The 13429-nt window shown below is 55.6% G+C and carries 12 protein-coding genes; 7 read left to right on the top strand and 5 right to left on the bottom strand.

What is annotated here, in order from left to right:
- Positions 1 to 122 precede the first annotated feature (122 nt).
- From CBE73_RS12755 to CBE73_RS22565, 3 genes are all read right to left on the bottom strand, one after another.
- Positions 123 to 815 (bottom strand): DNA-3-methyladenine glycosylase family protein, encoded by a 693-nt coding sequence (locus CBE73_RS12755; protein ID WP_229752698.1) that lies wholly within the window; start codon positions 813 to 815, stop codon positions 123 to 125.
- A gap of 116 nt (positions 816 to 931) precedes the next feature.
- A complete protein-coding gene (gene abc-f, locus CBE73_RS12750; RefSeq protein ID WP_094094529.1) occupies positions 932 to 2944 on the bottom strand; it encodes a ribosomal protection-like ABC-F family protein in 2013 nt (670 codons plus the stop codon).
- Between the two features lie 176 nt (positions 2945 to 3120).
- Positions 3121 to 3243 (bottom strand): RAxF-45 family protein, encoded by a 123-nt coding sequence (locus CBE73_RS22565; RefSeq protein ID WP_268237170.1) that lies wholly within the window; start codon positions 3241 to 3243, stop codon positions 3121 to 3123.
- A gap of 261 nt (positions 3244 to 3504) precedes the next feature.
- On the opposite strand from CBE73_RS22565, the gene CBE73_RS12745 reads away from it, so the two are divergent.
- Positions 3505 to 3957: a hypothetical protein gene (locus CBE73_RS12745; RefSeq protein ID WP_094094528.1), complete on the top strand. Its 453-nt coding sequence runs from the start codon at positions 3505 to 3507 to the stop codon at positions 3955 to 3957.
- 162 nt (positions 3958 to 4119) lie between these two features.
- Here the strand turns inward: CBE73_RS12745 and CBE73_RS12740 are convergent, their stop codons facing one another.
- Complete coding sequence (locus CBE73_RS12740) at positions 4120 to 5070, bottom strand: DUF4097 family beta strand repeat-containing protein (RefSeq protein WP_094094527.1); 951 nt, start codon at positions 5068 to 5070, stop codon at positions 4120 to 4122.
- A 374-nt stretch (positions 5071 to 5444) separates the two neighbouring features.
- The gene (locus tag CBE73_RS12735) at positions 5445 to 7010 is read right to left on the bottom strand and encodes an FAD-dependent oxidoreductase (protein ID WP_373286379.1); all 1566 of its coding nucleotides are present in this window, start codon (positions 7008 to 7010) and stop codon (positions 5445 to 5447) included.
- Positions 7011 to 7269: 259 nt separating this feature from the next.
- Here CBE73_RS12735 and CBE73_RS12730 point away from each other — a divergent pair, with 259 nt between their 5' ends.
- From CBE73_RS12730 to CBE73_RS12705, 6 genes are all read left to right on the top strand, one after another.
- Positions 7270 to 7668: a Fur family transcriptional regulator gene (locus CBE73_RS12730; protein ID WP_094094525.1), complete on the top strand. Its 399-nt coding sequence runs from the start codon at positions 7270 to 7272 to the stop codon at positions 7666 to 7668.
- A complete protein-coding gene (locus CBE73_RS12725) occupies positions 7665 to 8414 on the top strand; it encodes a winged helix-turn-helix transcriptional regulator (protein WP_094094524.1) in 750 nt (249 codons plus the stop codon). Before CBE73_RS12730 ends, CBE73_RS12725 begins: the two co-directional genes overlap by 4 nt.
- 120 nt (positions 8415 to 8534) lie before the next feature.
- The gene (locus CBE73_RS12720) at positions 8535 to 9395 is read left to right on the top strand and encodes a uroporphyrinogen-III synthase (RefSeq protein ID WP_094094523.1); all 861 of its coding nucleotides are present in this window, start codon (positions 8535 to 8537) and stop codon (positions 9393 to 9395) included.
- 121 nt (positions 9396 to 9516) lie between these two features.
- A complete protein-coding gene (locus CBE73_RS12715) occupies positions 9517 to 10275 on the top strand; it encodes a cyclase family protein (RefSeq protein ID WP_094094522.1) in 759 nt (252 codons plus the stop codon).
- Between the two features lie 330 nt (positions 10276 to 10605).
- Positions 10606 to 12054 (top strand): DEAD/DEAH box helicase, encoded by a 1449-nt coding sequence (locus CBE73_RS12710; RefSeq protein ID WP_373286380.1) that lies wholly within the window; start codon positions 10606 to 10608, stop codon positions 12052 to 12054.
- Positions 12055 to 12320: 266 nt separating this feature from the next.
- Entirely contained in the window at positions 12321 to 13319 is a 999-nt protein-coding gene (locus CBE73_RS12705) for a M15 family metallopeptidase (RefSeq protein ID WP_094094521.1), read from the top strand.
- Positions 13320 to 13429: the final 110 nt, after the last annotated feature.

Genomic DNA, 13429 nt, shown 5'->3' with positions numbered 1-13429 from the left:
CTTTTTTTTGAAATCTGGCTTTTGAAAAAATTCGCAGGGGTAAATCCCGCGCTCGCTCGGCAATTCGCCGGGGGGATCATTTGGTACAGAGATCATCTAGTACAGATTGATTATTGCCAGCATTATTCGTCAGAAGCTTCACGTATTTCATTATCACGATCCGGATGAACTTCAAGAATTAACTCGCCAAAGCTTTTGCCCGAATCCACCAGTTCCTGATTGATAGCTTCCCACAGATACAGACAGACGTAAGAACCGTAGGAAGGCCAGTAGTGGGCGATCTGCTGCAGATATTTTTTATCTTTTCTTGTTTCCAGATCATACAGCCAAAGCGCAGCCCGCTGCAATCCGGCGTCGCCAAAGGAAATGACGTTCTCGCGGCCGAGTACGAACATCAGGAACATCTCGGCGGTCCACCGCCCGATGCCCTTCACCGAGGTCAACGCGGCGATTACTGCCTCGTTGTCCATTTCCGGGAACGCTGTAAAATCCAGCTCCCCCGACAATAACTTGCTGCTCAAGTCGCGGAGATAAGCGGTTTTGGAGGCCGACAAGCCGGCGCCCCGCAAAGTCTCGTCCTCAAGCGCATGCAGCGCTTGAGGCGTGAAGACTCCGGCAAGCCGTCTTACCCGCTCGCGGATCGTGGCCGCAGCTTTAACAGAAATCTGCTGGCTGATGATGGAGCGGACCAGCGATTCGAACGGGTCCCGCTCCAGGGAAATCGTAAGGGCTCCAAGCCGGGCGATCAAGGCGCCAAGCCTGGGATCGGAGCTGCAAAGCTCCTTAATCCGCGGATCCTCCAGGTGGAGGATCACCTGCTGTCCAGTTTCGATGGGATTCAGCCTCCTCTATTAGATGTTGTCTTTCCGGTTATTCCTCAAAGCTGGTCGAACAGTGGTTGTTCAAATAGTGTCCGTCAAGATAATATTCGTCAAATATCGTTCGCCAGATATTGTTCGTACAGGGCATCCAGGCTGCTCTGCAGCGGTTCACGCTCCGCCTGCAGCCGCTGCAGCTTCTCAGCATCGCAGGCGGTATCCGGCTCCAGCATCTCCGCATCCAAACGGGCAAGGGCGGATTCTGCTTCCGCAATGTCCCGTTCCAGACAGGCAATCGTGGCCGGATTTGCCGCCGCTGCTTTGCGAGGGTGACGTTTAGAAGCAGGGGAAGCTGCTTGATTTGCCTGTTGGCTTGCAGCCTGTCCGGCCGATGGTTCCAACTCAGAAGCAGGAGACGGATGAGCCGGGGTGACCAGTTTAGCGGGATGATCCGCGGAAAGGGCATCCCCGGAGAAGCCCCGCCTTTTGGCCCGCTGCTCCAGATAATCGTCGTAATTCCCGGCGTAATCATACAGCTGACCCGCTTCCAGGCTCCAGATCCGGCTCGCGATCCGGTTGATGAAGTAGCGGTCATGTGAGACTGCCAGCACCGAGCCGGCGAACTCCTCCAGCGCCTCCTCCAGCGCTTCGCGGGAGTCGATATCGAGGTGGTTCGTCGGTTCGTCGAGCAGCAGCAGGTTCGGCTGCTGCCGCATCAGGATGGCGAGCCGCAGCCGCGTCCACTCGCCGCCTGACAGGTCGCTGACACGTTTGAATACGTCAGCGCCGTAGAACAAGAAGCGCGCCAGCTGACCGCGCGCTTCTCCGGTCTCCATTCCGGCTTCGCGCCGGTAATAGTCGAGCACCGTGTCTTTGCCCGCGGACGGCACGCTTTCCTGGGCGAGATACCCAAGCTCCGCCCGGGAACCGAGGCGGGCTTCGCCTTCGTCCAGCGTCTCCTGGCCGATCGCACACTTGAGCAGGGTGCTCTTGCCGGTCCCGTTGCCGCCGATCAGGACGGCGCAGTCGCCGTACATGAGGGTCGCGTTCAGACCCGCGAACAGCCGGCGCCAGCCGAAGCTTTTTCCGGCCTGCTCGAAGACCAGCGCCCGTTTGCCGGAGCGGTCCTGCTGCGTCAGCTGCAGGTCGATCGCCTTGCGCTCGAGTACCGGCCGCTTCAGCTTGACCATGCGGTCCAGCGCCTTCTGCATCGAGGCCGCCCGGCGGTGGAAGCCGGCATTCGGCGGGTTGGAGCGGTTGCCCCATTCAATGAGCTGCTTGATCGTCTCCTGCATCTTCCTGATCTTCTTCTGCTGCTCCTGGTAATCGGCGAACTGCCGCAGCAGCAGCACTTCTTTCTCCTGTTTGTAGAAGCTGTAGTTCCCATGATAAGTGAAGGCTTCTCCGTCTTCAATTTCGATCGTTTTGGCCGTAACGGCATCCAGAAAGTAGCGGTCATGAGAAATAACGACGACAGCGGCCTTCAGCGCACGCAGATATTCCTCCAGCCATCGCACGGCCTCCAGGTCGAGGTGATTGGTCGGCTCATCAAGGATGAGCAGGTCAGGCTCCTGCAGTAAAATAACGGCCAGCCCGATCTTCGTCTTCTCCCCGCCCGACAGCGAGGCGAAAGGCTGTTCAAGCTGCTCTTCGGGAATGCCCAGGCCTTGGGTAACGCGCTCGATGCGGGCATCCATTTCATAACCTCCGCCGGTCTCAAACTTCTCCAGCAGCTGACCGTATTTGGCCAATGCGGCTTCGTACTTCACGGTTTCGTGCCCGGCGCCGGTGCCTTCGCTGCTGCCAAGCTCTAAAGCCAGCCGCTCCATTTCGGCCTGACAGTCCAGCAGCTCTTTAAAAGCCTCCTGCAGCTTGCCGTACACGGTTTGTCCTTCAAGGCCCTGCGGAATTTGCGCCAGCACGCCGATCTGTGTGCCTTTCTGAACAGCAAGCTGTCCGCCGTCCGGCTTCTCCAGTCCGGATAGGACGCGCAGCAGCGTCGTTTTGCCTGCTCCGTTGCGGCCAATCAGACCGACTTTCTCTCCGGCGCTGATTTCGAGCGATACATCACTGAGCACCAGCTCGGCGCCGTAATATTTTTGAATATGTTGTCCTTGCAGAATCATGATTAAGTTCTCCTCGTTCCCATGCCGTCTCCCGAACCCTGGCAGATCTCCTGCAGAGAACAAAAAGAGGCTGCAGGAAATCCTGCGGCCTCTGAACCACGAATCGTGACAGGATCAACCAATCGTGATCCCAAACAATGTCCGTGAGGTCAAGGTAGGAGCGGCATTTCGCAATTTTAGCGGTACATGAGATTGTTGAAAAAGGGCAGACGGATCCCGTTCAACGAACCTCTGTAAAAAATGCCGGACAAAATCATAGGAAGCTGATTAATCCGACTCCACGCCAATTTGCGGTCCATAACCTACCTTCACCTCCTTTGCATAAGATGCTTTCATTTTACGAAATCAGGCAATCATTGGCAAGCCCGAGACGCTCTAAGTTTTTTCCAAGAGGCAGGTAAACCCGCTGCTGGCAGCCGGCAAGCCTCTTGAATTTTTTTGTGGACAGATGCTGTTTGAAGTGGATTTTCTGCGGGTAATAAACATGTTTGGGTTTAAATGCCAGAAACGATCGGTTATAATGGGATTTAGACTCTTAACAGAAATCAGGGGATTACATTTTGAACAAGACAGCAGCTAAACTTGTAGTTGAGCCTTTATTGGAGCGCTCGGGCAGCAGGGTTTCGCTTAATCTGAAATCGCGTTTTCCCGGCGGCCGCAATGTGGGCGGTAAATATACAATGAAGGATCATTCCGTTACTTTATATTTAGGGGAAATCGGCATACAGGCCAGACTAATCTTTGGCACGGATGAATATGCCGAGGATGTGCTTAAGATCGTCGCGGCTCATGAGCTGGGGCACGCCGAGGATGCGGAGCTACCAATGCTTTCGGAGCAGCTTGATGAATGTCAGTCGGAGCTGGAACGAAACCGGCTGGCCTTGAGGATCGAAGAGAATGCCTGGGATTTCGCCCGCGGCCTTCTGACCGATGTGGATTCAGGCCTCCTGGACACGATGATTTATTTCTCCCTTAAAGCCTACCGGGAAGCGGTGGCAGAAGGAATCGCCTAAGGACATTCAGGCATAGAAGCTGGAAGCGGCGTTACGTCAGGATAGATAGTTGAGGTTTGTATGCAAGAGAAGAATACCGCCTGCGGCGCGTACGCGAATACGCGCCAGGCCGCACAGCAAAGCCCGCTGGGAATTCCCGGCGGGCTTTGCTGCTGGTAAAGCTTATCGGATGGTAATATTCCCCGACCGGGTCCGGATCTCGATCACATCATGGGTTTGCCCGGGTGATTCGGGCGCATGAATGCTGCCCGAGCTTGCCCGGAGATCGTATATGCCCCGGAAAGCATCGTCTTTGGACAGCTTAACGTTCCCTGAACGAGCCGTAATATTCAGCGAGTCGGAGCGCTGGCCGCTGAGCGTAATGTTGCCTGATCTGGAAGCGATCTGCCCGCTGCCGCTGAATTGACTCAGCGCAACGTTCCCTGATGAGGTCTGAATGGCGACCTGACCGGTCATTCCGGTTCCGTCCAAATTGCCAGAGCTTAAGGTATAAGTGCCGTCTCCGGAAATCCTGGTTAAAGACATGCCGCCTGAGCTTGTTGCTGCAGTTATAGTGCCTTCCAGTTGTTCGGCCGTTATTTTGCCGGAGGAGGAGTGAAGGTTGATCTGAGCTGCTTTGACGTCCGAGACGACCAGGCGGCCGGAGGAAGTCTTCAAATCGGCCCGTCCGGCTCTCACACCATGGATGCTGCCGCCGCCGGATTTGAGATCGAGCTGGAACCGGCCGAGCTCCGAGCCTTCCGGAAGAGCAACCGTGATTTGGGATTTGGTTGACCTGAAGCTGAAGGAGAAGATAGAGAAGGAATCAGAACTCAAGTCGAGCTGAAGCCCGTCCGGGGCGGGTTCAGTCTGGCTGAGCCTGCGGGCGATTTCAGGCTTGAGCTTGCCGCTCAGCTGGACGTAGCCGCTGCCTTCCTTAGCGGGAATGAAATGAATGTCGGAGGGATCGTCGCTCACAATCGACAAGCTTTGCAGCTGCGCGGCAGTTAGATTCCAGCGCCGCTCGAAATCCTTCCGCTCTTCGCCGAATTTGAAATGCTGATAAGCCATGCCGGCCAGCCCGATGGCCAGAAGCACGACGACGGCAACCGGCCAGTTTCTCGATTTATTCATGTTAAGGGTTCACGCTGCCTTTCCCGGCAGAACAGTCCATCCCATTACAGCATAGGTTTGAGGACGCGGGGAGGGAATTTCTGCCGTTAGGTCTGCCTGCGGGTTCGATCCAAGAATTCGATCCCATGCATTCAACCCATGCGTTCAATCCATGTATTCGCAGAAACAGACTTTTCTTTCTTTCAAAGATAACACAACTTTTTACAGCCGAAATCGGGCTGCAGAAGGAGGGCAACACCAGCTTTAAGCCGGATGGACCGCTGTGGGCCTTTGGTTTTCTTCGGCTGGATTCTCTTGCTTGCAAGCCAAACACCCCGGCCTGGTTGATTCAGGTGAGCCGGGGTGTTCCTCTTTTTATTGGGCAGCGATCCCAATCAGCCTTCATGCTGATGCTGGGTCAGCGGCGTAAGCGGCTGGGTCGCCGGACCTTCGATAACCTCGCCTTTGTAATTGAACCGTGAACCGTGGCACGGGCAGTCCCAGGAGCGTTCCCCTTCGTTCCAGTCGACTTCGCAGCCCATATGGGTGCAGGTCGTATCCACCAGGTACAGCTGGCCCTCCCGATCTTTGTAGGCGCCGGCCCGTTTGCCGAGATGCTTGACGATAGCGCCTTCGTCGTTTTGCAGTTCGTCGGCTTTCCGGTGGACGAGCCCGACTTTTCCTGCTACGAGATCTTTGGCGACTTCCGCATTCTGCACGATGAAATTTTTGATGCCCGGATCGGCTTTGAATCGCTGCGGACTAAACACATCCTCATACCGGTTGTCCCGCTTCATAATCCGGTCTCTGAACATAAGAGCTGCCAGAGTTCCGGTGGACATGCCCCACTTGGCGAATCCCGTTGCAACGAGAATATGCGGGTCATCGTTTGTGGCCTGCCCGATATAAGGGACCTGATCCAGCGTGATCAAGTCTTGGGCGGACCAGCGGAACGGGATGTTTTTCGCTCCAAACAGCGAAGCTCCGTAAAGCTCTAACGCCTCATAATTCCGGATCGTACAGAGCGCTTTCCCTGTTTTGTGGCCCTCTCCGCCGACCAGCACCAGCGTTTTGCCGTTCCACTCCGCCGCTCTGAGCGAACGCTTCGGATTGCTGCAGTTGATATACATGCCGCCGGGAAATGAGGTCTCAGGTTCGATGGCTACGATATAGGAACGTTCGGCATGCAGCCGGGAGAAATACATCGCGCCTCCGTCATAGAAGGGGAAATGGGAGGCAGAAACGGCATAATTGCAGGTGATGGAGGAGGCGCTGTCTTCCGTATGCAGCTTCAGCCGGCCGCTCACCTTATCCACTTTCTCAGCAATGGTCGTGTGCTCGTAAATGGCAGCGCCGCCCTCCTGCAGCAGCTGCACCATGAAGTGGAGATACTGCAGCGGGTGGAAGCGGGCCTGCCCGGACAGCTTGATGGCCCCTTTAACCAGCAGCGGCAGCGGAAGAGATTCCTGCCATTCGCCGGGAATGCCGAGCTTCTGATAGGCGGCCCATTCTTTCTTCAGATCCTTCAGCTCATCGTCCGACTCGGCGAATAAATAGGCATCTTCTTCGACCATGCCGCAGTCAATTCCATGTTCTTTGGCAAAGCTCTGCATGAAATGGACAGCTTCCTCATTGGCTTCATAATATAATCTGGCTTTCTCTTCACCGAAATGATCGATCAGCTGATCATAGATCAGCCCGTGCTGGGCCGTAATTTTGGCCGTCGTATGGCCGGTTGTGCCGTGGAGCAGGCTGCCCATTTCAACAAGTGCAACCTGCAGCCCTTCCTTCATCAGCAAATAGGCTGTCGTAAGCCCGGTGATGCCGCCGCCGACCACGACAACATCCGCATTGGCTTCGCCTTGGAGCCGCGGGAACCGGGGGAATTCAGTGGTACGCTCCCACAGGGATTCAGGAAATTGGGGCAGCTCGCTGGTGCGTGGAATTTCACTGCTTGCCATGTGCATCTTCCTCCTCGAATTGGAATGATATCAGCAGCTATTGCTGTAGAGTCCTTGACGGACGGAATCCTAAACCCTAAATCATGTATCCTGTTTCCTGAATGGCAAAGACTTGCATCACTTCAATTATTACCACCCGGTTCGGAAAAGAAACGAGTCCCCGCTCGATTACATTTATCCGATTCCATGAATGGGAAATTGACGATTTCTAAAATAGGATTTATACTTATTCTAAAATCAAATTGAAGGATGAACAGCTATGAAATCCCTGAACCTAACAACTCAACGGAAAGCCGTATATGATATTGTAAGAAATTCGGAAGACCATCCTACCGCAGCCGAGGTGATGAACCGGCTTGTTGAGCAGGGCTTTAATTTTGCCTACGGTACGGTATATAACTCTTTACGTTACTTGACCGATAAAGAATTAATACGCGAGCTTAAGCTCGGTGAAGCGGCCAGCCGCTACGATGCCAAGATGGATGAGCACCAGCACATCATCTGCGAGTCCTGCGGCCGTGTAGATGAGGTCATGTCGTCGGTTCCGGAAGATTGGAAGAAAGCAGTGGCTATTGAAACGGGTTACGACGTGCATCATGCACATGTAGTCTTCGGAGGGATGTGTCCGCAGTGTTTGAAGAAGAGAAACAACGGATGAGTACAGTTTATATGGAGAATGAAGCTATGCCTTTCGTAGAGGCTTGCCCGGTGACTCAGCGGGTTATTGTGATCAGCCCTGTTCCAGGCGGCATCTACGAATTGGTCCGCGACCTGTCGGAAGGCTGCTTTGATGTGATGGTGTTCCATCACCGTGAAGAAGGCATTCGCAATGCCCTTTCAGCCGATTTGCTTATCTTTGACCTGACCCGGTACCGGGAACAGGATGCGGCGATTGTACGCTCGTTAGGTTCAGTGGATACAGGCGGCGTGCCGATCTTGTATTTAATCCGTGAAGATATGCTGGGCGGTATGGACGAGGATTACAAACGCAAGGAGCTGCTGGTATGGCCTTGCCGTCCGCAGGAGCTCGTTTATCACACCCAGCGGATTATCCGCAGCTCGGAGGGCAAACGTCCCGTTGCTTCGCGGCTGCTGGCCGGCACTTCTCCGGCTATCTTCAAAGACCTTTGGGTCGACCGCAAGAAGATGGCGGTTTACCGCAAAGGCGAGCAGATCGACTTGACCAAAACGGAATATGATCTGTTCATCCAGCTGCTGGAGAGCGAAGGCAGCGTTATGACGCGTGAAGATCTGCTTGCTTCCGTGTGGGGAACTACGTTCCTGGGCGGCAGCAATGTTGTAGATGTGCATATCAAGAGCTTGCGCAAGAAGCTTGGAGACCGCGCAGCTTCTCCTGATTATATTGCAACGGTTCGCGGTGTAGGCTACCGGCTGGCGGATTAAGCGTGAAGGAAGCCTGGCAGCCGCAAGCGCGGGTCCGGTTTGATCATCAGGGTTCACAGGGAGCGGAAACGGCGGCAGGTCAATAAGCAGGCGTTAGGTGCTGGATGGAGGAGGAAGGGTATGGAAGGCGGAGCGGACAAAACAGGAAGACCAGGCAGGCTGGCAGGTAAAAGGGTGGCGCTGACCGGCCCGAGGCGCTCAGAGGAGCAAGCCAGGCTGGTGGAGAACATGGGTGGGCAAGCGCTGCTGCGTCCTGCTCAGGGAACGGTTTTTCTCGATGATGAATCCCTGAAGGCCGGAATTCGGGAGTGGTTGTCCAAACGTTCCGAGTGGGCGGTGTTTACGACAGGAATGGGGCTTGAAGCCTTGTTTACGGCGGCGGAGGAGATCGGGAAGGACGGGGAGCTGCAGCAGCTGCTGGAGAACACCCGAATCGCGGCCCGCGGCTACAAGACGGTTAATACGCTTAAACGGAGAAACCTGGCGCCCGTCGTTCGCGACGATGATGGAAGCACGGAAGGGCTGGTGCGCGCCTGGTCGGCATTAGGCCAGCCTTTGGCAGGGCAAAAGGTCATGATCCAGCTGCACGGCGATTCCGCGCCGCTTCTGGTGGACTGGCTGGAGCGGGAAGGCGCCGAAGTGATCCAGCTGCTGCCCTACCGTCATATTGCCCCTCCGGAAGAACAGCTAGAACAGCTGTTAAGCGATGTGCTAAACGGGGAAGTGGATGCCGTTACCTTCACCAGTGCGCCTCAGGTGCGCTTTTTGCTGGAATACGCGGCCCGTTCAGGCCGCTCTGAGGCGCTGCTGGCCGCGTTTGAAGGCCCGGTTGTAGCGGTGTCGGTTGGCAGAATCACGGCGCAGGGCCTCAAGGAAGCGGGCCTTAGCAGGGTGATCGCTCCGCAGGAGGAACGCATGGGCAGCATGATGGTCGAGCTGGCGAAATTTTATGCGAGCGGGAATGGGAATACGAAGAGCTGAACTTTTTATGCGGGTTCGGAACCTTTAGGGAGATTTGAGCGTTTTTCTATTAGAATTAATATTCTAGATAGAACTAATTTTCTATTAAAGTTAATTATTTGTGAAAAGGAGTTTCCCTCTCATGAAATTGATTGATTTGAGTGTCCCGCTTAGTCCAAGGATCAAAGAACCCCTGCCGGCGAAGATTGACTATCACTCCCACGAGGACGGTGCCCGCCAGGGAGCCGCTATTCTGGGATTACAGACGGAATTTTTCCCGGACAGCAAAGCTTGGGCAACCGAAACTGTTACGCTTAATACGCATGCAGGAACACATGTGGATGCTCCTTACCATTATTGGCCGACGTCGGAAGGCAAACCGGCACGGACGATTGACGAGCTTCCGCTGGAATGGTTTTTCTCGGATGGCGTGCTGCTCGATTTCAGCGCCAAGCCGCCGGGATATGAAATCACCCAAGCCGATCTCGAGGCAGAATTGAACCGGATCGGATATACGCTGAAACCTCTGGACATCGTGCTCATTCGCAGTGATGCCGATAAACGGTTATACCAGGAACATTATGCTTTCCTGCATGCGGGCGTTTCGGCCGAAGCTACGGAATGGCTGCTGGATCAAGGCATCAAAGTGGTTGGCACCGACGGCTGGGGCTGGGATATTCCGCTGAACCTCCAGGCTGAGGATTACAAGAAGAATCCAAGGGAGGGCGTGCTTTGGGCGGCTCACTATCTGGGCAGAGAGAAGGAATATTGCCAGATCGAGAAGCTGGCTAATCTGGAGCAGATTCCTAAACCGTTTGGCTTCAAGGTCAGCTGCTTCCCGGTGAAGGTGGAGAAGGCCAGCGGAGGCTGGGCTCGTCCTGTCGCTATTATTGAAGATTAAATTTAAGAAGGTTTAGGTTTTCAAGTACGGCGATCGTTACGTATCGCCCTTAGATGGCCTGTTCGGAGCAGAATCCGGACGGGCTTTTTTTGCTGCACGGAACCGGCATTCCGAAAAAAGTTTACAAGCTGGATACAAGTCTGACCACAAATAGAAACATGAACCGGTTAAAGTAGGATGGGACGGCCGGGGTTACGATTTTAATGCATTCCTCTACACATCGTGTACCAGGATTCTTGAACATCAGGCTTCTTAGCTTTAGATTTAAGTCATTCCTTGTTACAATGTCCGTACGGGCCTGAAGGTCCAGTCCACAATGAGGTGAACGTATTGGCGACATTTGAGCAATTTGGGCTTTCGCCCGAAATGAATGAAATATTGAAGAAGCAGGGAATCGTGGTTCCGACTCCGGTTCAGGAACAGGCGCTGCCTGTGCTGCTTGCCGGGGAGGACGTGATTGCCCAGGCGCAGACAGGTACGGGCAAGACGCTCGCTTTTCTGCTTCCGATCATAGAGAAAATCGATCTGCGTAAAAATCATCCGCAAGCGCTTGTCATTCTGCCAACCCGCGAGCTGGCAATCCAGGTTACGGCCGAAGCGCGCAAGCTCGCCGCGGCTAAGCCGGGGCTGCAGATGCTGGCCGCGTACGGCGGACAGGATGTAGAGCGCCAGCTCCGCAAGCTGGAGGGCGGCAGCCATCTGGTCATCGGCACGCCGGGCCGGCTGCTGGATCATATGCGCCGGGAGTCCTTGTCCCTGGGCGGTGTGAACATGCTGGTGCTGGACGAAGCCGACCAGATGCTGCATATGGGATTCCTGCAGGAAGTGGAAGCGATCATCCGCTCTATTCCGCGCAGACGGCAAAGCATGCTGTTCTCGGCAACGATGCCGGACGGCGTACGGCGATTGGCCAAAAATATGATGAACAGTCCGCGCGACATCCGGATCTCTTCGGATTCGGACATTCCGCTGGACAACATCCGGCAGCTGGCGGTCGAGTGTACAGACCGCTCGAAGCAGGATGCGCTGGTGTCGATGATTGAACGGGACCGCCCTTATCTGGCGGTGATCTTCTGCCGGACGAAACGCCGGGCGAAGACGCTGAACGAAGCGCTGCAGGAGAAAGGCTACGCCTCGGACGAGCTGCACGGTGATTTGTCCCAGGCCAAACGCGAACAGGTTATGCGCGCTTTCCGCAGCGCGAAGCTGCAGCTTTTGGTGGCGACCGATGTGGCCGCCCGCGGGATTGATGTTGAAGGTGTAACTCATGTCTACAACTACGATATTCCGCAGGAAGTGGAATATTATGTGCACCGGATCGGCCGGACAGGCCGTGCCGGAGGCAAAGGCTTGGCGGTTACTTTTGTGGCGCCGAAGGATCTGCCGGAGCTGCGCGATATTGAGCGCTTCCTCGGCCTGCGCATTCCGCGCCAGCGCTACGAGGCCTCATCCGGCCTCGTGGAGAAAGCCGGCACGGCCAGCCAGGCGGGCCAAGCCGGTGAAACCGGGCGCGGAGCACGCGCCGAGAGCCGCCAGGGCAAAGGCGGCTCTGGAGGTCGCTCCGCGAAGCCGGGCGGCCGCCGCGGGGCGGGCCGCCAGGGTGCAGGCGCCGGCCGTGGCAGCGGTGCCGGCGCAAACGGCAGCCGCAGCGGCGGCAAGCGCGGCGGCGAGGGCAGACCGTCCGCCGGCGGGCGCGGCGGACGGCAGGATTCCCGCGGCGGCTCCAAGGGAGGCCGCGGGCCGTCTTCTGGCGGCCGCGGAGGTGGCCGCCAGCGCTAAGCGGCTAGCGGCAGGCCAATAGCCGCGCTAGCCCAAAGCGCCGTGGCCAGTACGGAACACCGACTCTGGCACAAATTTGTGCGGAGAGGTACTCCGTTGCTTGGCTCACCGAAACTTTTTGCTAAGCTGCTGCGTTTGGTTTAAAGGATCATCTGTAAGGTTTAACGGACATGCCGAGCTCTGTAACTCTACAGGCTCAGCATCGGGAGAGTCAGCTGCAGATAGATATAAGATCAACCGTTTACGCTTGGAGGAGGAACACAACGATGAAATCAACGGGATTCAAAAAGGGGACAGCCGCTGCGGCGGTGCTGCTGCTGGGAGCTGTTTTGTTAACTGCATGCGGCGGCGGGAACAACGACGCTGCAGGCGGGGATACGTCAACCAATGGGACAGGAATTTTGGAGCCTGCGACGGCTTCTGGCAATGATGCGGGTACCGATACGGAAGGGGCTGCGGCTCAAAGCGATTCGAATGCAGGCGCGCCGGAATCCGACTCTTCCGCAGGTAGTAACAGCGGTGACGGTACTGAAAATTCTGGCACTGGAAATTCGGGTGCTGGAAATTCCGGTACGGTGGATTCGGGTGTGGCCAGTCCGGACGCTTCCGAGGTGACCGGTTCCGGCCAGCCTCATCAACCGGTTGTAGACTCCGGTCAGGGTGCCGATCAATCCGTGGTTGCCAATCCGGACAGCATCGCTGTATTGGTCAATAAACAGTTTGGCCTTCCTGACAATTTTGAACCTAAGGATCTTGTTTATCCGGATGTGCCTTTTACGTTCAAAGAGAAAATCGAGAAACGTAAAATGCGCAAGGTAGCTGCAGATGCGCTTGAGGAAATGTTTGCCGGGGCCAAAAAGGACGGCATTTATCTGGCCGGCGTTTCGGCTTACCGTTCTTATGAACGGCAAAAGGTCGTTTTTGAGAATTATGTGAAGAGAGACGGCGAAGAGAAAGCCAGAACGTATAGTGCTTATCCGGGCTACAGCGAGCATGAAACGGGACTTGCCATCGACGTTTCAGGCAGCGACGGTAAATGTGCGGCCGAAGACTGCTTTGGTGGAACGCCGGAGGCAGAATGGATTGCCAAACATGCGGCTGAATACGGATTTATTCTCCGCTACCCGGAAGGCAAGGAAGACATTACCGGCTACAAATATGAGCCATGGCATATTCGTTATGTCGGCAAGGACATCGCTCAGGAAGTGACCGAGCGCGGCATCACCCTTGAGGAATATTACAATGCGATTCCGGTCAGCAAATAAACCGGCTTCCGCCATAAGCTGCGCTGGCTAGAAGGGCTTCCGTATTGAAGTCATTAAGCCACCGCATTAGCCGTACATTCGGGCATCAGCCCCGGATGTGCGGCTATTTT

The organism is Paenibacillus physcomitrellae (genome assembly GCF_002240225.1).
GTDB lineage: Bacteria > Bacillota > Bacilli > Paenibacillales > Paenibacillaceae > Fontibacillus > Fontibacillus physcomitrellae.
This window is presented reverse-complemented; position numbering and strand designations above follow the sequence as displayed.